The sequence below is a fragment of the Kitasatospora sp. CB02891 genome (assembly GCF_002803145.1).
GTDB lineage: Bacteria > Actinomycetota > Actinomycetes > Streptomycetales > Streptomycetaceae > Kitasatospora > Kitasatospora griseola.
On record NZ_NNBO01000014.1, the window covers coordinates 52193 to 71454 of the forward strand.

The following is a 19262-nucleotide window of genomic DNA, read 5'->3' on the forward strand; positions in this document are numbered from 1 at the left end:
GGCCTGCACCGGAACCGTCCGGACCTAGGCTGATCTTCATGCAGAACTGGCCGATCACGCTGGACGACGTCCGGGGCGCACAGAAGATGCTCGCCGGGGTGGCCCGGGTCACCCCCATGCAGAGCAGCCGGTACCTGTCCGGGGTGGCCGGCACCCCCGTCCACCTGAAGTGCGAGAACCTCCAGCGCACCGGCTCGTTCAAGCTGCGCGGCGCCTACCTGCGGATCGCCGGCCTGCTGCCGGTGGAGCGGGCCGCCGGGGTGGTCGCCGCCAGCGCCGGCAACCACGCCCAGGGCGTGGCGCTGGCCGCCGCGCTGCTCGGCGTGCGCTCCACCGTCTTCATGCCGCTCGCCGCGCCGCTGCCGAAGGTCGCCGCCACCCGCGAGTACGGCGCCGAGGTGCGGCTGCACGGCGCCAACGTCGACCAGGCGCTGCGGGCGGCCCGCGAGTACGCCGACGCGACCGGCGCGGTCTTCATCCACCCGTTCGACCACTGGGACGTGATCACCGGTCAGGCCACCGTCGGCCTGGAGATCCTGGAGCAGTGCCCCGAGGTGCGCACCGTGCTGGTCGGCACCGGCGGCGGCGGGCTGCTGGCCGGCGTGGCGATCGCGATCAAGGCGCTGCGTCCGGACGTCCGGGTGATCGGCGTGCAGGCGGCCGCCGCGGCGGCGTACCCGCCGTCGCTGGCCGCGGGCCGCCCGGTCTCGCTGGAGCGGTTCTCCACCATGGCCGACGGGATCATGGTCGGCCGTCCGGGCGACATCCCGTTCGAGGTGGTCGACTCGCTGGCGGACGGGGTGCGGACGGTCTCCGAGGACGAGCTGTCCCGGGCCCTGCTGGTCGGGCTGGAGCGGCTCAAGCTGGTGGTCGAGCCCGCCGGGGCGGCGCCGATCGCCGCGCTGCTGGCCGAGCCGGGCCGGTTCGAGGGCCCGGTGGTGGGGGTGCTGTCCGGCGGCAACATCGACCCGCAGCTGATGCAGCGGGTGCTGCGGCACGGCCTGGCCGCGGCCGGCCGCTACCTGTCGCTGCGGGTGCGGCTGGCCGACAAGCCCGGCGCGCTGGCGGACCTGCTGGGCGTGCTGACCCGGGTCGACGCCAACGTGCTGGACGTCGCGCACGTGCGGATCGACCCGCAACTGGGCCTGACCGAGGTCGAGGTGGACCTGCACCTGGAGACCAAGGGCCCGGAGCACTGCGCGGCGGTGATCGGGGAGCTGCGCGAGGACGGCTTCGTGGTCTCGCACTGAACCGCGGTACTGAACCGCGGTACTGAACCGCGGCGCCGGGCCGCGCCGCGGCGCCGGGATCCGGCTCACCCGATCGGGTTGACGCGATATATCGCGAGTGGCAGCATCTTGCGATGTATCGCGAGCTTGCCGTCTGCGGGCTCGGGTAACAGAGTGGGTGATCTGCGCCCAAAACGCACTCGTCCACCGATTTCGCCCCCCGACTCCAGGGAGATGAGGCAGGACCATGGCGGCAGCCATCGAAGCCGAGAACCTGGTCAAGACCTTCGGTGACGTACGCGCCCTCGACGGCGTGAGCCTGGACGTCCCCGAAGGCACCGTGCTCGGACTGCTCGGCCCCAACGGCGCCGGCAAGACCACCGCGGTGCGTGTTCTGACCACCCTGCTCCAACCCGACTCCGGCCGGGCCACCGTGGCCGGCGTCGACGTCCTCAAGCACCCCAACCGGGTGCGCAGCCTGATCGGCCTGTCCGGCCAGTACGCCGCCGTGGACGAGTACCTCACCGGCCGCGAGAACCTCCAGATGGTCGGCGAGCTCTACCAGATGAGCGCCCGCGACGCGAAGAAGCGGGCGCTGGAACTGCTCGAATGGTTCAACCTCTCCGACGCGATGGACCGCACCGCCAAGACCTACTCCGGCGGCATGCGCCGCCGCCTCGACCTGGCCGCCGCCCTGGTGGTCCGCCCGCCGGTGATGTTCCTCGACGAACCCACCACCGGCCTCGACCCGCGCAACCGGCTCGCCCTGTGGGAGGTCATCGAGACCCTGGTCGAGCAGGGCACCACGCTGCTGCTCACCACCCAGTACCTGGAGGAGGCCGACCGCCTCGCCCACGACATCGCGGTGGTCGACCACGGCAAGGTGATCGCCCGCGGCACCGCCGACGAGCTGAAGGCCCAGATCGGCGGCGAGCGCATCGAGGTCGTCGTGCACCGCCCCGACCTGGTCCCCGAGGCGATCGCCGCGCTCACCCCGTTCGCCAAGGGCGACCCGGCCGTCGAGAAGAACACCCGCCGGATCACCGTCCCGGTCAGCGGCGGCGCCAAGGTCCTCGCCGACGCCATCCGCGAACTGGACGCCCGCTCCATCGAGATCGACGACATCGGCCTGCGCCGCCCCACCCTCGACGACGTCTTCCTCTCCCTCACCGGCCACGCCACCGAGGACGGGAACACCGCCGACGAGGGCGAGCACCCGGCGAAGAAGGGCCGCCGCGGCCACGGGAAGGACGCCTGAGATGACCACCGCACTGCCCGACGCGGCGATCGGCCCGGTCCCCGTCACCCCCCGGCGCGGCGTGCCCGCGATGCTGCACGACTCCTGGGTGGTCGCCAAGCGCAATCTGCGCCGGATGACCCGGATTCCCGAGATCGTGGTGTTCGGCCTCATGCAGCCGGTGATGTTCGTGCTGCTGTTCTCGTACGTGATGGGCGGCGCGATCGGCATCCCCGGCGCCACGCCCAGCCACGAGGTGTACATCGAGTACCTGATGGCCGGCATCTTCGCGCAGACCGTCACCTTCGCGGTGGCCGGCGCCTCGGCCGGCATCGCGGAGGACATGACCAAGGGCCTGGTCGACCGGTTCCGCTCGCTGCCGATGTCCCGCGCCGCGGTGCTCACCGGCCGCACCCTCGCCGACCTGGTGCAGACCGCGATCACCGTGGTGGTGCTCGCCCTGGTCGCGCTGCTGGTCGGCTGGCGGATCCACGACGGCTTCCTGAAGGCGCTCGCCGCGTTCGGCCTGCTGCTGCTGCTCGGCTACGCGTTCTCCTGGATCGGCGCGCTGATCGGCCTGTCGGTGCGCAGCCCCGAGGCCGCCACCTCGGCCGGCCTGATCTGGCTGTTCCCGCTGACCTTCATCTCCAACGCCTTCGTGCCGGTCAGCTCGATGCCGGGCTGGCTGCAGCCGATCGCCTACTGGAACCCGTTCTCCGCCACCGTGCAGGCCTGCCGCAGCCTGTTCGGCAACCAGCTCGGCCCCGCCCCCGACGTCTGGCCGATGCAGCACGCCGTGCTGGTGTCGATCGGCTGGTCGCTGATCATCACGGTGCTGTTCTCCTGGCTGTCGGTGCGCAAGTACCGCCGCGCCGCGGGCTGACCCGCCGGGGCCGGAAACGACCGGACGGCCGCTCCCCCCACCCGGGGGAGCGGCCGTCCGTCGTCGGGCGCGAGGCTCAGCCGGAGAACGGCTTGGCGTCGACGATCTTCACGCCGGCCTTCTTGCCGTTCGGCAGCTCGTAGACGGCGTCCTCGCCGACCGACTTGCCGGTGATGGCGCGGCCCAGCGGCGACTGCGGCGAGTACACGTCGATGTCGCCGTCGGTGACCTCGCGGGAGGCCAGCAGGAACTCCATGGTGTCGTCCAGGTCGCCGTCGAAGGCCACCTTCACCAGCATGCCGGGGGCCACCACGCCGGAGTCGGCCGGGGCCTCGCCGACCTTCGCCCGCTCCAGCAGCTGCGACAGCTGGCGGATCCGCGCCTCGGTCTTGCCCTGCTCGTCCTTGGCCGCGTGGTAGCCGGCGTTCTCCTTGAGGTCGCCCTCCTCGCGCGCGGCCTCGATCTTCTGGGCGATCTCGATGCGCCAGGGCCCGGTCAGGTGGTCAAGCTCGGCCTTGAGCTTGTTGTAGTGGTCCTGAGTGAGCCAGGTCACGTCATCGTTGGTCTGGGTCACAGGGTGCTCCTCGTCGGTGCTGGCGCTGCTGCGAGGGTGGTTCGGCAGCAGTGGTCGATTTTCTGGGCAGATGCAAAGCAACGCCCGCTTCCGTGCCGTTCGGCAGGGAAGGGGCGAAATCACGAGCCTAACAAGTTCTCCGCACGGGCGGGAGGGGCCGCGGGCGCCGAGGGCGTGCCGCTCCTTCGACTATGCGCTCGAAAGGGTGAGCGGAGCAAAGGCCCTCGGCGGGTGTCCCTACTTGTCGGGGGTGCAGCCGAGCAGCTCGGCGGTGGAACCGCGGGACGTGGTCCGCAGGGTCACGACCTTGTCGTAGGTGGTGCCCTGGGCCGGGACCTGGAAGTCCGACTGGCCGACCACCGCGCCGTCCGCGCCCTGCGAGCGGACCGTGCACACCCCGGAGGTGCCGTCGCTCTTGCGCACCGACAGCTGCAGCTGCACCTCGCTGTCGGACACCGTCTGGAAGGTCGGCACCGTACCGTTCAGCTTCGTCTCGCGCAGCAGGTACGAGCCGCCGAGCCAGGCGATCAGGCCCACCAGCAGCACGCCGAACACCGCGCCGGCGATCCGCAGCCGACGGTCGGTGGTCCGGTCGTCGGCCCGGCTGTAGCGGCCCGCGGGGGGCGCCAGGGGCGGCTGGGGCGTAGGGCTCTGGTCCATGGTGCGGCTCGGTCCTTTCGCGGAGGGGCGTTCGGCCGTCCGCGGGAATGGACGCGCCCTCCAGTCCGTCACTATAGGAGGGGCACGTCCGCGCCACAGGCGGCGGGGGAGCCGGCCCGACGGAAGCGGACATACCTGTACCTGGAAGGGACCCAGGCGTTGAGCGAGCAGTTGCGGTTGATGGCGGTGCATGCGCACCCGGACGACGAGTCCAGCAAGGGCGCCGCCACCATGGCGATGTACGTGGCCCAGGGGGTGGAGGTCCTGGTCGCCACCTGCACCGGGGGCGAGCGGGGGTCGATCCTCAACCCCAAGCTGCAGGGCGACCCGTGGGTCGAGGAGAACATCCACGAAGTGCGCCGCAAGGAGATGGACGCCGCCCGGGAGATCCTCGGCGTCCAGCAGGCCTGGCTCGGCTACGTCGACTCCGGCCTGCCGGAGGGCGACCCGCTGCCCCCGCTGCCCGAGGGCTGCTTCGCCCTCGAGGACGTGGACGTGGCCGCGGGCACTCTGGTCAAGCTGATCCGCGAGTTCCGCCCGCACGTGATCACCACGTACGACGAGAACGGCGGCTACCCGCACCCCGACCACATCATGACCCACAAGATCACCATGGCGGCCTTCGAGGCCGCCGCCGACCCGGAGGCCTACCCCGAGGCCGGCGAGCCCTGGCAGCCGCTCAAGCTCTACTACAACCACGGCTTCCCGATGGGCCGCATCCGCGCCCTGCACGCCTACCTCACCGACAACGGCCACGACTCGCCCTACGGCGAGTGGATCGAGGGCTGGGAGAAGTCCGGTCGCGCCGAGCGGGAGATCACCACCCGGGTCGAGTGCGGCGAGTACTTCGAGATCCGCGACAAGGCGCTGATCGCCCACGCCACCCAGATCGACCCCGACGGCCCGTGGTTCCGCGTCCCGATCGACATCCAGCGCGACGTCTGGCCCACCGAGGACTACGAACTCGCGAAGTCGCTGGTCGACACCGACCTCCCGGAGACCGACCTGTTCGCCGGCCTCCGGAAGTAATCCCGTACCACCCCCCGGTGACCCGGCCCGCGTAGGGCCGGGTCACCATGGACGAATGAGCACCCCCGTGAACGTCACCCAGCTCGCCGCCGACCTCGCCCTCGACGAAACCAAGGTCACCCCCGGCCTCCTCGGCTTCGTCGTCTTCGCCGTCCTCGGCATCGCCACCTGGTTCCTCCTGAAGTCCATGAACGCCCGCTTCAAGAAGATCGACTTCACCGAGCAGCCCGACCCCAAGGACGAGTGACCTCCGGGCTCATCCCGTACCGAGGTCCACATCCACGGCGAACGGCGCCGCGACCCGCACCGCCCCGGTGAACACCGGCCCCTCGCGGTGGCTGCCGCTCGCCCGGTCGGGCATGTGCGGCTTCGGAGCGTTCGGTCGGGTCAGAGGGCGTGGGAGAGGAACGCGGAGAGGGATTCGTTGCTGATCAGGCCGAAGTGGTCGAGTGCGGTCAGTTCGAAGGAAACGGTCGTGGCGGCGGGGGACGGGACGGCGGCCGTCATGCCGGGCAGGTGTTCCGCGTAGGGGGCGGACAGGAACACCCGGGTGGTCGCGGCGAAATCGGCGACGGTGGCCAGGCGTTCGCCCAGTCGGCGGTATCCGCTGGTCGGCCAGTACGCCAGGACGTCCCGGGAGAGCTGCTGGAGTTGGGCGAAATCCTTCGAGCCGATTTTCGACAGGTATTCGGCGAGGGCGCGTTCGGCGTCCGGATCCTGGGCCGTTTCCCGCAGTCGCTCGAATGTCGGATTCGGATCGGCCGGGTCCGCCGCCGCGAACAGGCGGGAAATCATCATGGTCGATTGATTGACATTCGGATCGAGCAGGACGGCGGATTCGATCGGCACCGCGCGGGAACGGTGCTGCGCCCAGAATTCGGCGAGCTGAAGAACGAGATCGGCGCCGAGCGAGAATCCGACCAGGACGATGCGTTTGCCGGGATTCTCGGCCGCGACGGCGGTGAGCGCGTCGGCCGTCATCGCGATGTGGGTGGACAGTGCGACGGGCGGGAAGGCCTGCTGCGGTCCGGGGTCGAAGCCGTGCAGAGTGACGGCGATGCCGTGCTGTGCCTCGTGGTGCGCGAGATAGTCGACGAAGTCGTGGGCGTCCAGGCCGAGGCCGTGCAGGAATACGACGATCGACGAGGAGTCGGCCCGGTGTTCGAGGCAGGAGAGCGGCCCGGCCGTGCGCGGACGGACCTGTGCGAGGGATTGCGCTGAGGACATCAGGGCGGACCTTCTCGTGAGCGTTCGATGATCGACCGCCGGCCGTTCGGCGTCGGTCGGCGCATTCGGTGGAATCAGGGGTATCACAGAATGCCGGTGGTTTCAGCGGGTTCCGGCAGGTCTGTGCGAGATCGGGCGCCCGGAGGTTTCGTTCTGACGTTTGAGTCGCGACGGCGGTTGGAATCTAAGGATGGACTTGCGGGGGCGCGGGGGATTCCTTGATCGATTTACCGGCCGCATCGTCAATGCACCTGGGGAAATGCGATCCGTGAAGCCAGGAGGGGGAAGTTGTGACCGGTGATCGACATGCCTCGTTCAGCCGCACGCTGGCGGCGATGCAGGGGCACCAGCAGGGCCATCACGGGTGGAACGCCTTCCACCGGGCCCTGCTGGACCTGACGGCGTCGAGCGACCCGGCCCTGGACCGGATCCTGGCCGCGGTCCGGCACAAGCGGCCCAGCATGAGCGACTCCCACCTGATCACCCTGCTGGGCATCGCCGTCCGGCAGCTCGCGTCGACGCACCCGGACGTGGCGTCCGTGTTCGAGCCCGGGGCCCTCCCCGCGGAGCGCTCGCGCTCGCTCGGCGCGGCGCTCGACCGCCACGAGACCGAGGCGGTGGACCTGCTCACCTCGCACTCCAACTCGTTCACCGGGGCGCGCCGCTTCCTGGTGCCGCAGCTGCTGATCGGCGGCTTCGCGCGGCACTTCGGCGTCGACGAGGTCCGGCTCCTCGACGTCGGCACGGGCCTGGGCGCGCTGCCCCGCCAGTTGAACAACCGCGAGGTGTTCGACCGGTTCGCCGCGGACCTGACGTGGCTACCGGAACGCCCGCCGTACCTCGACATCCCGCTCGCCGTCCGGCACGGCATCGACGCCGCGCCGCTGCCGACGACGGACTGGGTCGGCTCCTGCCACGGCCCGTCGGCCTACTACGAGGACCGCTGGTCCGAACTGGTCTGGTCGCTGGAGCGCGCCGCCGCGACGGCGGGCCAGGTCCGGCTGTCGGCCCTGGACGTCCTCGACCGGGCGCAGCTGGCCGGCTTCCTGCGCACCCACCGCTTCAACGTGATCACCTGCAACTTCGTGCTGTACCAGTACGAGCGGGAGGTCCGCGAGCGGCTGATCGCCGAGCTCGTCGGGCAGTTGGCCGCCCCGGGGCTGTTCCTGAGCATGGAGCCGAGCCACGACCTGGTCCGGCAGGGCAGCCGGGTGACGGGCTACCTCGCCGGGGACCCTCGTCCGCTGCACCTGGCGGACGCCGAGGACGCGCACTTCATCGGGCGGGTGACGGCGGGCGCCGACCTCGCCGCCATCATCGGGCCCGGAACGGGCGGGGGTTCATGAGCACCGGTGTGCGGAGCGCGCTGAGAGCCGGCGCGGCGGCGCGCTGGTCGAAGCCGCTCGGGGTGTTCGGCGCGGTGGCGAGCGTGGCGATCGGGATCTACAGCGACCAGGTCCGCGGCTCGATCGCCTGGCTCTTCCAGCACGCGTCGGGCTGGGGGCTCGCGGTGGCGACGGCGCTCGGCGCCGGTGCGCTGTCCTGGCAGGCCCGGGGGCTGATGGACCACCGGCGGTACGCGACGCGCCGGATCGTGGAGCGCTCGTTCGACATCGAGGCCGACGACTTCGAGAGCGACCTGCCGAGCGACCAGGCGGTGATCGGCCGGGAGCTGCACTACCTGGAGCGGGTGACCTCGTCCCCGCACCTGGTGGTCCTGCTGCACGGGCTCGGGCTGGACGCCGACGACTTCCGGCCGTACATGCACGTCGCCGAGGAGCACACGGCGGGGATCACCCTGTTCGGGTTCAACGCGCGGGAGACCAGGGACGACCGCTACCGCCCGATCGGCCTCACCACCCACGCGGAGCTGGTGAACGGCGCGATCAACAACCTGCACCGCCAATTCCCCGACAAGCGGCTGACGTTGGTGGGGTTCTCGCTGGGCGCCGACATGCTGCTGAGGCTCGGCGAGCTCTGGCGCGACCACCCCTCGCGCAAGCCGGCGGTGTCGGGCGTGCTGCTGCTCGATCCGAACATCAACCACTCGACGATGATGGTCTCCCGCGGGCTCTCCCAACTGGACCCGGGCTCGCCGCTGGAGGAGCTGAAGCGGATCGCCCGGATCCCGGAGACGCTGGTGGAGTTCCAGAACCTGAGCGAGTACCTGCACAAGGTGAGCGCCAAGAACCTGGCGCAGATCCAGCGGCACGCGATGGACGTGTGGGACTACTGGGAGCCGGACGGCCGGTACGACCTGTTCATGGAGCGGATCGAACTGCTGCGCGGGCACCGGCTCGGGGTGAAGGTGGTCTTCTCGACCCACTACGAGCGGAACTTCAACGACCTCAACGCCCTCGCCCGCCAGCGCGGCATCCGGGACACCTTCCGGCTGCGCCGGGTCGACCACTTCGAACTCCTCCAGGACGTCCTGCTCGCCGAGGAGGTCGGGCGCGTGCGGGGCGCCGCCACCGCCTGAGGCTGCGACCGGGGTGTCAGCGCCGTTTCAGCGGACTGCGCGAGGGTGGGGCGATCCGACCCGGGGTCCCGGAGGTTTCCCGTGCACGAGACTGACCGTTTGTACGTGGAGGGCGGCTGGCGGCCGGCCGTCCTGGGCACGCCGCCGATCGAGGTGGAGAACCCGGCGACCGGCGAGTGCATCGGAGCCGTGGCGGCGGGCGGCGAGGCGGACGTGGACGCCGCGGTGGCGGCCGCCGTACGGGCGTTCCCGTCCTGGGCCGGGAGCGACCCGGCCGTGCGGGCGAAGTGTCTCCAACGGCTGCGCGAGACGCTGGGCGAGCGCGCCGACGACCTGGCGGGAACGGTCACCGCCGAGCTGGGGGCACCGGTGCGCATCGCGCGCAAGGTGCACGTCGGACTGCCGCTGGCGGTGCTCGACTCCTACCTCGGCGTGCTTCCCGACCTGGTCCTGAGCGAGCGGGTCGGCAGCTCGCTGGTGCTGCGCGAGCCGGTCGGCGTGGTCGGGGCGATCACCCCGTGGAACTACCCGCTGCACCAGGTGGTGGCGAAGGTCGCCGCGGCGCTCGCCGTCGGCTGCACCGTGGTGCTCAAGCCTTCCGAGCTCACGCCGCTGACCGCCCTCGCCCTCGCCCGGGCCGTCCACGACGCGGGCTTCCCGCCGGGCGTGTTCAATCTGGTGACGGGGACCGGGCCGCTCGCCGGCGAGGCCCTGGTATGCCACGCGGACGTCGACATGATCTCCTTCACGGGCTCGACGCAGGTCGGCCGGCGCATCGGCGCGCTCGCGGCCGGGACGGTGAAGCGCACCTCGCTCGAACTGGGCGGGAAGTCGGCCAACGTGATCCTCCCCGACGCCGATCTGGAGCGGGCCGTGGCGGCCGGCGTCTCCAGCGTCATGCTCAACACGGGCCAGTCCTGCAACGCCTGGACCCGGATGCTGGTCTCCGCCGACCGCTACGACGAGGCGGTCGAGCTCGCCGTGCAGGCGGCCGCGGCCTACCGGCCGGCCGATCCGCGCTCGCCGGACTCCCGGCTGGGGCCGCTGGCGTCGGCCGCCCAGCTGGAGCGGGTCCGCGGCTTCATCCGGGCCGGACTGGCCGAGGGCGCCGAGCTGGTGGCGGGCGGCCCGGAGCGCCCGGACGACCTGCCGGTGGGGCACTACGTCACGCCGACGGTCTTCGCCGGCGTCGAGCCGGGCATGTCGATCGCGCAGGAGGAGATCTTCGGGCCGGTGCTGTCCGTGCTGCGCTACCGCGACGAGGACGAGGCGGCCGCGATCGCCAACGGGACGCCCTACGGCCTGTCGGGCGCCGTGTGGTCGCGGGACGAGGAGCGGGCGGTGGCCTTCGCCCGGCGGATGCGCACCGGGCAGGTGGACGTCAACGGCGGCCGGTTCAACCCGCTGGCGCCGTTCGGCGGCGTCCGGCAGTCGGGTCACGGGCGGGAGCTCGGCCGGGCCGGGATCGAGGAGTTCACCGTCCACAAGGCCCTGCAGCTGTAGGCGCGGCCGTGGCGGCCCCGACGCGCGTCACCGCGACGCGCGCAGGCGACGAGAGGATCAGTGGGTAGATGACACGGGCAGTGGTGACCACCGGGGCCGGCGGCGGACTCTCGGTCGAGGACGTGCACCTGGCCGGCCCGGAAGCGGGGCAGGTGCGGGTCCGGCTGGTCGCGGCCGGGGTGTGCCACTCCGACCTGTCGCTCCACCGCGGAACGCTCCCGCACAAGACGCCCGCGGTGCTCGGCCACGAAGGCGCCGGCGTGGTGACGGAGGTCGGCTCCGGCGTGGAGCACGTCCGGGCGGGCGACCACGTGGTGCTGAACTGGCGGGCGCCGTGCCGGGCGTGCGCCTTCTGCCGGAACGGGGAGCCCTACCTCTGCTCGTACTCCGACCTGGTCTCGCGCAAGCCGTACGGCCGGCTCGCCGACGGGACCCCGGTCTACCCGGGCCTGGGCGTCGCGGCCTTCGCCGAGGAGACCGTGCTGCCCGAATCGGGGGTCGTCAAGGTGCCCTCCGACGTGCCGCCCGAGGTCGCCGCGCTGCTCGGCTGCGCGGCCCTGACCGGGTTCGGCGCGGTCGTCAACTGCGCCCGGGTGCGGCCCGGCCAGTCGGCCGTGGTGTTCGGCGTCGGCGGGGTCGGGCGGATCGCCCTGCAGACCCTGCGGCTGGTCGGCGCCGGAACGATCGTCGCGGTCGACGCCTCGGCGGACAAGGAGAAGGCCGCCCGGCAGAGCGGCGCCACCCACTTCCTCCCCGCGTCGCCCGATCTGCTGGAGGAGATACGGGAGTTGACGGACGGACGCGGCTGCGACCACGCCATCGAGTGCGTCGGCGGCGCGGCGACGGTCCGTCAGGCGTGGGACTGCACGCGGCGGGGCGGCACCGTGACGGTGGTCGGCGCCGGCGGCCGCGACGACCGGGTCTCCTTCACCGCGCTGGAACTGTTCCACTCGGCGCGACGGCTGGTCGGGTGCCTGCACGGGAACGCCACGGCGGAGCGCGACGTGCCGGTGCTGCTGGACCACGTGCGGGCCGGGCGGATGGACATCGGTGCACTGGTGAGCGACCGGATCCCGCTGGACGGGGTCGCCGGCGCCTTCGACCGCCTGGCGGCGCACCAAGGCGGGCGCTCGCTCGTCCTGCTCTGAACCGGGAACGACCACGGCCGGCGGGCGACCCCCGCCGGCCTTCTCCCTGCCTGCACCGCGGACGCGGAACGGGCGGTGGGACGGCGTCCCCGCCGTCCCACCGCCCGTCGTCGTCGGATCCGCCCGGCGCTACTCGGCGGCCGCGCCGAGTGCCACGGCCTCGTCGATCTCGTTGACGCGGGCCTGCAACTCCGCCCGCTCCCGGTCCAGTTCGTCGGCCTGCGCCTCGTCCTCGGACATCAGCTTGAGCAGGTCGCTGTTGCCCATCTCCAGGACGCCCATGTCGGCGTAGGCGTTCTGCACGGCCGGCCCCCACAGGCCGATGTCCTTCACGCAGGGGACGATCCGGGCGAAGAGCAGCGAACGGAAGGCCCGCATGCGGGGCCCGCGGTTCATGTACTCCATGCACTCCTTCATGTCGAAGCCGAGGTTCTCCCAGACCTCCTGCATGCGGAAGCGGTCCCGCATCAGGTAGCAGCCCTCGACGACGAACTCCTCGCGCTCGGCGATCTCGCGGGAGGACAGCTGGGCGTAGTAGTCGCGCAGGGCGAGCCGGCCGAAGGCGACGTGCCGGGCCTCGTCCTGCATCACGTACGCCAGGATCTGCTTGGGGAGCGGCTTGTCGGTGCGGTCGCGCAGGATCCCGAACGCGGCCAGGGCGAGTCCCTCGATCAGCACCTGCATCCCCAGGTAGGGCATGTCCCAACGGGAGTCGTTGAGGGCGTCCTCCAGCAGGGACTTCAGGTGCGGGTTGATCGGGTAGGTGAGCCCGATCTTCTCGCCGAGGAAGCGGGAGAAGATCTCGGCGTGCCGGGCCTCGTCCATGACCTGGGTCGCCGCGTAGTACTTGGAGTCGATGTCCGGGACGGACTGCACGATGCGGGCGGAGCAGATCATCGCCCCCTGCTCGCCGTGCAGGAACTGGCTGAACTCCCAGGCGGCCATGTGCTGCCGCATCTCCCGGCGCTCCGCCGCGTTCAGCTTCTCGTACTGGCGGGAGCCGTAGAGCGCGAGCGTCTTCTCAGGCGTTCCCAGCGCGTCGCACGGATCGACCTCGATCGACCAGTCGATGCGGGTGGCGCTGTCCCACTGCTTGTCCTTGCCCTTCTGATAGAGATTCAGCAGTCGTTCGCGTCCGGAGTCGTAGTCCCAGCTGAAGTGGTTGTCGCCGGCCATCGGAAAGGTCCAACTCGTGGACTTCGCACGTTCGTTGAGTTCGTCAGAGTGATTCATGGACAGTTCTCCGCCTTCTCGCCGAGCCCGGGTTCACACCGTCCCTGACGGTGCGAGCACCGGGAGAACATTGGGCAGCACCTCGATCGTGTACCGGGATGCCGACGTGCGGACCAGCTCGCCGTCGTGCTCGAACGTCAGGGGGGAGCCGTCCGTGCGCTCGATGACGATGCGGCGACCGCGGGCGTAGACCACCTCGGGGCGGCCGACGTGGTCGCCCCGGGCGGTCAGGCCCGGCAGCTCGCGCGGGTCGAGGTCGCCGCCGACGACGCAGACGTCCAGCAGGCCGTCGTCCAGGACCGAGTGCGGCAGGACCTTGAACTGGCCGCCGCGGTAGCGGCCCCCGCCGACGTTCGCCAGGACCGCGGCGCCGTCGTGGACGACCGTCCCGTCGACCAGGACCCGGCCCGGGTACGCCTCGAAGGTGCGCAGGGTCAGGGCCACCGCCTCGCGGTAGCGGTCCCGGCCGGCCAGCTCCGGGAGCCGGGCCGCGGTGATCAGCGCCTCGGCGACCAGCCCGGAGCAGGCGCCCAGCAGGGCCAGGGTGTCCGTCTCGCGGATCCGGGCCATGTCGACCCTGCGCAGCCGCGGGCCGGCGCCGCTCAGCGAACTGCTGAGCACCTCCTGCCACGGGCGGTCGGACCAGATCTCGCGGTAGAACGAATTCCCGGTCCCGGCAGGCACGTTGACCATCGCCGGGAGGTCGGCCGCCGGGTCCTCGCCGGCCGCGCGCGCGAGCCCGGAGGCGACTTCGCGGGTCGTGCCGTCGCCTCCGACGACCACCACCAGGTCGGCGTCGCCGACGCAGTCCCGGGCGGCCGCCTGGGCGGCGCCGCTGCCGGAGGTCAGCACGACGCTCAACTCCGCGACGAGCGGGGAGCAGTGACGGATCACCGCGTCGATGAGCGCCGGGTCCTTCCGGCCCGCGACGGGGTTCGCGATGAGCACGCCACGGCGGGCCCAAGGGCCTGCGACCATCATCGGTTCTCTCTTCTCCCGCGACGGCGGGTCGGAGGGCTTCGCCGGTGTGCGGAGAGGGCAGGATTCGAACCTGCGAGGGCTTGCGCCCGGGTCGGGCCCTGGCCCGACCCCCGTTGGGCCGCTACGGGAACCTCTCCTCGGCGGCCGGCTGTTCCAGCGCCTGCTGCCCGGCCGTGCCAACGTCTGCTGCCCGGCTGCGGGGACAACTCTGGCAGCGGCCGCTGGAAGCCCGCTGAGATCGCCGTGTCAGTGGCGGGGGCGCCGACGGGCCTCGCGGAAATCGGCCGAAACATGACAATGGCAGGGCGCGGGACGCCCCGATGTGCGCAGTGCTTCCGGCCGGCGTCAGGTCGCCAGCGTCGAGGTGTGCCGAAGGAGCGAGAAGGTGCTCCGGCTGTTGCTCAGCTCGTGGATCACCGAGGCGGCCGCGATGGCGTGCCCGCGGACGGTGGGGTGGTTCCCGTCCTTGCTGTAGAGCCCCGGATCCTCGCCGGCCGGGTGCGTGGTGAGGTCCACGTGGATGGCGCCGTGCCGCCGGGCGACGGCCTCGGTGCGCTCGGAGAGCAGGCGGACCTGTTCGCGCAGCGCCGCCTTCCGGTGCTGCGGCACCGACCTGGACCTGCTGATGTCGAAGAGTCCGAAGGTCAGCACGTCGCAGCCGACGGCGCGGAGCGGGGCGATGATCCGGCTGAGTTCGGCCGCGAAGATCTCGGCGTCGAACGAGCCGCCGAGCATGTCGTCCCGGCCGACGGCGATCGCGGCCAGGTCGGGCCGGAAGGCCAGGGCCCTGGTCAGCTGCCGCGAGCGCACCTGGGGGCCGGCGGCGCCGCGCCGTCCGAGGTTGAGGTAGGCGAGGCCGGGCCGCGCGGTGCGCAGCATCGCCGCCACCCGGTCGGCCCAGTACTCGGACCGGTAGCCGTGGGAGTGGTCGCCCGCCCCTGCCGCGACGCTGTCGCCGAGGACCACGAAGCGGCCCCAGGGCGCCGAGGTCAGGAGCTGACGGACCTTCCCCTCGGAGAGATGGTGCGGCTCCTGCCACCGGACCGGCTGGGTGCGGTTCGTCGCCATCGCACATTCCTGTCGTCAGAGGTTGGCACCGGGCCGCCGCCCGGGTCGGGGTGGATCGGGTTCCGCATGATCCGCGTCCGACCGAAGGGGGCGAACGCGCATGGCACGTGCGGCAACAGAATGCGATCACACCAATACCATCGGTAGTTGACGGCATCCTGGCCGTGGGGCGATTTTTCGCCACGGCCGACTGTGTCGAATCGAATAACAGCCGTCAAAGCGGCGCGCGTACGGGCCGGTTTTCGTTGACAGCGCTTGGGGCCCAGCTTAGGATCAACCGGGAATGATCACGAGTGCACAGCGAGAAATGCCCCCCAAGGGAGGGAAGCCGCGATGCGAGTCGATCTTTTAGGGCCGTTGGAGTTGACGGACGACGGCATATCGATCCATCTGCCGGGCGAGAAGCTCCGGGCGATCATGGCCACACTGGCACTCTCTCCGAGAATGTCGGTCTCCTCCAGTGAACTCATCGACGAATTGTGGGGTGAGCGACTTACGCGCAATGCAGCGAATTCACTTCAGAGCCATGTCGCACGATTGCGCAGAATACTTGCCGAACGTTCCGGAAAGCCCCAGCTCCGCAATCTGATCGAAACCACTCACTCCGGTTATGTCCTGCGGGTCGATCCGGACCTCGTGGACGCCCAGCGGTTCAGCCGCATCGTGGCCGGCCTCGAAGGGTACCGGCGGGAGCCGCCGCAGCGCATCGTCGAGCTGCTCACCGAGGGTCTCGCGCTCTGGCGCGGCCCCGCGCTGCTGGACGCCGGCCACGGAATGATCTGCCGGACGGCGTACGTGCGGCTGGAGGAGACCCGGCTGGTCGCCCTCGAACTGCTGATCGACGCCAAGCTCGAAGTCGGCCAGAGCCAGATCGTCGTGCCGGAGATCGAGCAGCTCTGCCTCCAGCACCCCTTGAGGGAACGTTTCTGCGAGCAGTTGATGACGGCCCTGTACCTCTCGGGCCGCCAGGCGGACGCCCTCGACGTCTTCCACCGCACCCGGCACCGGCTGACCAACGACCTCGGCCTCGAACCGTCGCCGCGGTTGAAGCGCAAGTTCCAGCAGATCCTGAACAACGCCCCGACCCGCACCTGAGCGGACCGACCGATCGGCAGGCCACGCGGCGGCCCGCCGGCGGCGCACTCAGACCGACTTGGTCACGCGGAGGATCTGCCAGACGGCGCCGAGGCGCGCACCTCCGTCGAACGCCAGGTACTCCGGCAGGGCCGGTCCGGGCGCCCACTTCTCCTTGTAGGCGAGCTGGGTCTGCGCCGGATACACCGCCCCGCCGTGCTCGGCCAGCAGGCGCATGAACTTCGCGGTCAGCGGGCTGTGCCCGGCGAGTTCGTGCTCGGGATCCAGGCCGGTGAACGGCGTGAAGCCGAAGTGCAGCCAGCCCGCGCCCTCCTCCTTGAACCGCCCCGCCGCATGCGCGTTGACGGCCTCCATCACACCGGGGACGGTCTGCGGCAACCGCCGGCTGAGGTCGTGCAGCCACCCCGGCCGCGAACCGAACGCCGGTGAGTAGGAGATGTACGCGACCGGCTCGCCGTCGAGCAGGCCGACGAAGAGCCGACGGAGCCGCTGCGCCGGGCCGCCGAGCTGGCCGACCAGGAACTCGATCTCCTTGACGTGCCGGCCCTTGGCGCGCAGCCAGGTCCGGTCGATCGCGGCGATGCGGTCCGCGTACTCGGCGAAGTCCACCTCGCGCACCTCCAGCCCGCTGCGGCCGGCCCGCGAGATCTTGTTGCGCAGCTTCACGAACTTCGAACCGCGCAGCGAGAAGTCCGGCAGGGCCACCGAGTACGACGCGCCCACCTGGTTGATCGTGAACCCGGCGGCGCGGTACAGCTCGGCATCGGCCCGCTGGAGCTGCACGCCGACGATCCGGCGCCGCTCCCGGGCGGCCGCCGCCCGGAACTCCCGCAGCAGTACCGGCTGCCGCTCGGGCGCCGCGAAGACGCCGCCGAACTGCACCAGGTAGCGCCCCGCGCGGCGGTAGGCGATCAGCCCGTCCTCGTCCGGCAGGGTGAAGAACTCGTTCCCGGCATTGAGGGCGAGAAAAGCGCTCGCATTCTCCCCGTACTTCTCCAGAACCGGCAATGCGCGATCCACAACCTCCGCGTCCCCCGCTGTGGAGATCCCTTCCGGCCGACTTCCGGATCGCACCATCCGCTTCTGCCCCTCGACTCGTCCCGCCAGGTGGGAAGCAACGTAGCAATGGCTCCTTGGAGGCGGCTGAGAGTCCCGTTTCAGCGTCCTGTCAGCGCTTTTTCAGGTGCCGCTGAGAGTGTTCTCGGGTGCTTCGGAATATCCGCGTCAATGCGCCCGGACAGGGAGTGTGAGAGTGTCCACTGCTTCGCTGCCCCTGCGAACCTATGGCTCCTATGTCAACGGAAAGACCCTGGAGAGTGATCAATGGGTCTATGTCATTGACTCCGGCACCCTGCTGGAGGACGCGTTCGCCGGTCTGACACTGAAAAGGAAACTCGAGCAGGGTCGAATTCGGCCGGAAAACCTTCCGGCCGCCATCGTCGGAAGGGTCGCGAAGGCGGACCGGGCGACGGTCGACGCCGCCCTGGAGGCGGCTGCGGTCGCCGCCGGCCAGTGGGTGTCCTTCCCACTGGAGACCCGCCTGGAACGCTTCGGGGAGCTGCTGCACGCCCGGCTCGCGGAGAAGGCCCAGGAGATCACCGAGATCCTGGTGGCGGAGGGCCACCCGCTGGCGCTGGCCCGCTGGCAGGTCTCCGGCATGCTCGAGTGCTTCGGCCCGGAGTCGTTGGGCTTCTACCGCTCGCAGATGCTGCAGGAGTTCCACCGCGGCGAGCGCCGGATCGAGGTCCGGCGCCGGCCCGACGGCGTGGTCTGCCTCAACCCGCCGCAGAACGCGCCGCTCTCCAGCGCGCTGCTGGGCGTCACCTCCCTGATGGCCGGCAACTCGCTGGTGATCCGGGCGCCGCGCAGCGCACCGCTCGGCGTGATGTACGTCCTGCACGAGATCGTGGTCCCGGTCCTGGACGAGATCGGGGCGCCGCCCGGCACGCTCAACGTGGTGTGCGGCGACCCGGCGCCGATGCTCTCGGCCTGGCTGGACAGCCCGCACGTCGACGACGTCATGTACTTCGGCAGCAGCGAGAACGGCATCAGGTTCCAGGAGCGCTGCATCGCCGCCGGCAAGAAGCCGATCCTCGAACTGGCCGGCAACGACGCCGTGGTGATCTGGAAGGACGCCGACCTCGACCTGGCGGCCGAGGCGCTGACCGAGAGCTTCTACGGCTCCGGGCAGCTGTGCATGATCCCCAATCAGGTCGTGGTCCACCCCGCCGTCGCGGACGAGCTGATCGAGCACCTGGTCCGCCACGTCGGCCACATCCTGCCGGGCCACCCGAGCCAGCCGGACGTGCTGCTCACCCCGGTGCTGCGCAACGAGAAGTTCTTCCAGTGCCTCCAGGACGCGCTGGACAAGGGCGCCGAACTCGCCTGCGGCGGGCACGCCATGCAGGCCGACGAGACGCGGGACCCCGCGGGCATCTTCCTGGAGCCCACCGTCGTGGTGGTCCGCGGGCTGGAGTCCGCGCGGGAGATCGACGCGGTGCGGCACGAGACCTTCTTCCCGCTGCTGCCGCTGGTGATCGCGGAGGAGGCGCCCGACGAGGTGCTGCTGGAGCGCTTCATCGGCCACCTCAACACCAACGAGTACGGGCTGCGGAACTCCCTGTGGGCCAAGGACCCGGAGGTGGTCGAGCAGGTCCTGGCCCGGGTCACCGTCGGCGGGCTGCTGAAGGTCAACGACTCCCACATCGGCTTCCTGCCCTACCTGCCCACGCACGGCGGCACCGGTCTGACCGGCGGCGTGTTCGGCGAGGCCAACTACCCGATCCTGCGCACCTCGCACATCCAGGGCGTGAGCGTCAGCACCGGTTCGCGCCCCCGGGAGGCGGTCTTCGACGCCTGGAAGGCGCTGGAAGCCCAACGCTCGTGACGCGCCCGGCCGTGGAGCAGTGCACCGGC

Annotated in this window: 18 protein-coding genes, 1 tRNA gene and 1 pseudogene; 12 read left to right on the plus strand and 8 right to left on the minus strand. The window is 71.0% G+C overall.

Annotation, left to right across the window (positions count from 1 at the left end; translation table 11 throughout):
* The first annotated feature begins 38 nt into the window (after window positions 1-38).
* From ilvA to CG736_RS26985, 3 genes are all read left to right on the plus strand, one after another.
* Window positions 39-1250 carry a threonine ammonia-lyase gene (gene ilvA, locus CG736_RS26975; protein WP_100588776.1) on the plus strand — a complete coding sequence of 404 codons (1212 nt, stop codon included), beginning with the start codon at window positions 39-41 and terminating at the stop codon, window positions 1248-1250.
* A 226-nt stretch (window positions 1251-1476) separates the two neighbouring features.
* Window positions 1477-2487 carry an ATP-binding cassette domain-containing protein gene (locus CG736_RS26980; RefSeq protein ID WP_100588777.1) on the plus strand — a complete coding sequence of 337 codons (1011 nt, stop codon included), beginning with the start codon at window positions 1477-1479 and terminating at the stop codon, window positions 2485-2487.
* 70 nt (window positions 2488-2557) lie between these two features.
* Complete coding sequence (locus tag CG736_RS26985; protein WP_232734217.1) at window positions 2558-3349, plus strand: ABC transporter permease; 792 nt, start codon at window positions 2558-2560, stop codon at window positions 3347-3349.
* Between the two features lie 76 nt (window positions 3350-3425).
* Here the strand turns inward: CG736_RS26985 and greA are convergent, their stop codons facing one another.
* Window positions 3426-3923: a transcription elongation factor GreA gene (greA, locus tag CG736_RS26990; RefSeq protein ID WP_100588779.1), complete on the minus strand. Its 498-nt coding sequence runs from the start codon at window positions 3921-3923 to the stop codon at window positions 3426-3428.
* Between the two features lie 237 nt (window positions 3924-4160).
* Entirely contained in the window at window positions 4161-4583 is a 423-nt protein-coding gene (locus CG736_RS26995) for a DUF4307 domain-containing protein (protein WP_100588780.1), read from the minus strand.
* A gap of 159 nt (window positions 4584-4742) precedes the next feature.
* Between CG736_RS26995 and mca the strand changes: the two genes are divergently transcribed.
* Together mca and CG736_RS27005 are read left to right on the plus strand one after the other, a co-directional pair.
* On the plus strand, window positions 4743-5612 hold the full coding sequence (gene mca, locus CG736_RS27000; RefSeq protein ID WP_043915806.1) for a mycothiol conjugate amidase Mca: 870 nt from the start codon (window positions 4743-4745) through the stop codon (window positions 5610-5612).
* Window positions 5613-5667: 55 nt separating this feature from the next.
* Window positions 5668-5859, plus strand: a complete 192-nt coding sequence (locus CG736_RS27005) for a hypothetical protein (protein ID WP_043915807.1) — start codon at window positions 5668-5670, stop codon at window positions 5857-5859.
* Window positions 5860-5999: 140 nt separating this feature from the next.
* On the opposite strand, the gene CG736_RS27010 is transcribed toward CG736_RS27005, so the two are convergent.
* Complete coding sequence (locus tag CG736_RS27010) at window positions 6000-6839, minus strand: alpha/beta fold hydrolase (RefSeq protein WP_100588781.1); 840 nt, start codon at window positions 6837-6839, stop codon at window positions 6000-6002.
* 290 nt (window positions 6840-7129) lie between these two features.
* Between CG736_RS27010 and CG736_RS27015 the strand changes: the two genes are divergently transcribed.
* From CG736_RS27015 to CG736_RS27030, 4 genes are all read left to right on the plus strand, one after another.
* The gene (locus tag CG736_RS27015; protein WP_100588782.1) at window positions 7130-8185 is read left to right on the plus strand and encodes a hypothetical protein; all 1056 of its coding nucleotides are present in this window, start codon (window positions 7130-7132) and stop codon (window positions 8183-8185) included.
* On the plus strand, window positions 8182-9318 hold the full coding sequence (locus tag CG736_RS27020; protein ID WP_100588783.1) for an alpha/beta fold hydrolase: 1137 nt from the start codon (window positions 8182-8184) through the stop codon (window positions 9316-9318). Before CG736_RS27015 ends, CG736_RS27020 begins: the two co-directional genes overlap by 4 nt.
* An 81-nt stretch (window positions 9319-9399) precedes the next feature.
* Window positions 9400-10821 (plus strand): aldehyde dehydrogenase family protein, encoded by a 1422-nt coding sequence (locus tag CG736_RS27025; protein ID WP_100588784.1) that lies wholly within the window; start codon window positions 9400-9402, stop codon window positions 10819-10821.
* Between the two features lie 68 nt (window positions 10822-10889).
* Entirely contained in the window at window positions 10890-11969 is a 1080-nt protein-coding gene (locus CG736_RS27030; RefSeq protein WP_100588785.1) for a zinc-binding dehydrogenase, read from the plus strand.
* Window positions 11970-12098: 129 nt separating this feature from the next.
* Here the strand turns inward: CG736_RS27030 and CG736_RS27035 are convergent, their stop codons facing one another.
* The 4 genes from CG736_RS27035 to CG736_RS27045 form a co-directional block, all read right to left on the minus strand.
* Window positions 12099-13202, minus strand: a complete 1104-nt coding sequence (locus CG736_RS27035) for a ferritin-like domain-containing protein (RefSeq protein WP_100588786.1) — start codon at window positions 13200-13202, stop codon at window positions 12099-12101.
* 33 nt (window positions 13203-13235) lie between these two features.
* Entirely contained in the window at window positions 13236-14183 is a 948-nt protein-coding gene (locus tag CG736_RS27040) for a diacylglycerol kinase family protein (protein WP_100588787.1), read from the minus strand.
* A gap of 49 nt (window positions 14184-14232) precedes the next feature.
* A tRNA-Pro gene (locus CG736_RS36550) sits at window positions 14233-14320 on the minus strand.
* Window positions 14321-14528: 208 nt separating this feature from the next.
* Complete coding sequence (locus CG736_RS27045) at window positions 14529-15251, minus strand: SGNH/GDSL hydrolase family protein (RefSeq protein WP_100588788.1); 723 nt, start codon at window positions 15249-15251, stop codon at window positions 14529-14531.
* Between the two features lie 333 nt (window positions 15252-15584).
* Between CG736_RS27045 and CG736_RS38440 the strand changes: the two are divergent.
* Together CG736_RS38440 and CG736_RS38035 are read left to right on the plus strand one after the other, a co-directional pair.
* Window positions 15585-15854: pseudogene (locus CG736_RS38440) on the plus strand (winged helix-turn-helix domain-containing protein); the annotation flags it as partial.
* Between the two features lie 33 nt (window positions 15855-15887).
* Window positions 15888-16346: an AfsR/SARP family transcriptional regulator gene (locus tag CG736_RS38035; protein ID WP_232734219.1), complete on the plus strand. Its 459-nt coding sequence runs from the start codon at window positions 15888-15890 to the stop codon at window positions 16344-16346.
* A 48-nt stretch (window positions 16347-16394) separates the two neighbouring features.
* Here the strand turns inward: CG736_RS38035 and CG736_RS27055 are convergent, their stop codons facing one another.
* A complete protein-coding gene (locus CG736_RS27055) occupies window positions 16395-17366 on the minus strand; it encodes a bifunctional lysylphosphatidylglycerol flippase/synthetase MprF (protein ID WP_369880545.1) in 972 nt (323 codons plus the stop codon).
* Window positions 17367-17598: 232 nt separating this feature from the next.
* Between CG736_RS27055 and CG736_RS27060 the strand changes: the two genes are divergently transcribed.
* A complete protein-coding gene (locus CG736_RS27060; protein ID WP_189275882.1) occupies window positions 17599-19233 on the plus strand; it encodes an aldehyde dehydrogenase in 1635 nt (544 codons plus the stop codon).
* Window positions 19234-19262: the final 29 nt, after the last annotated feature.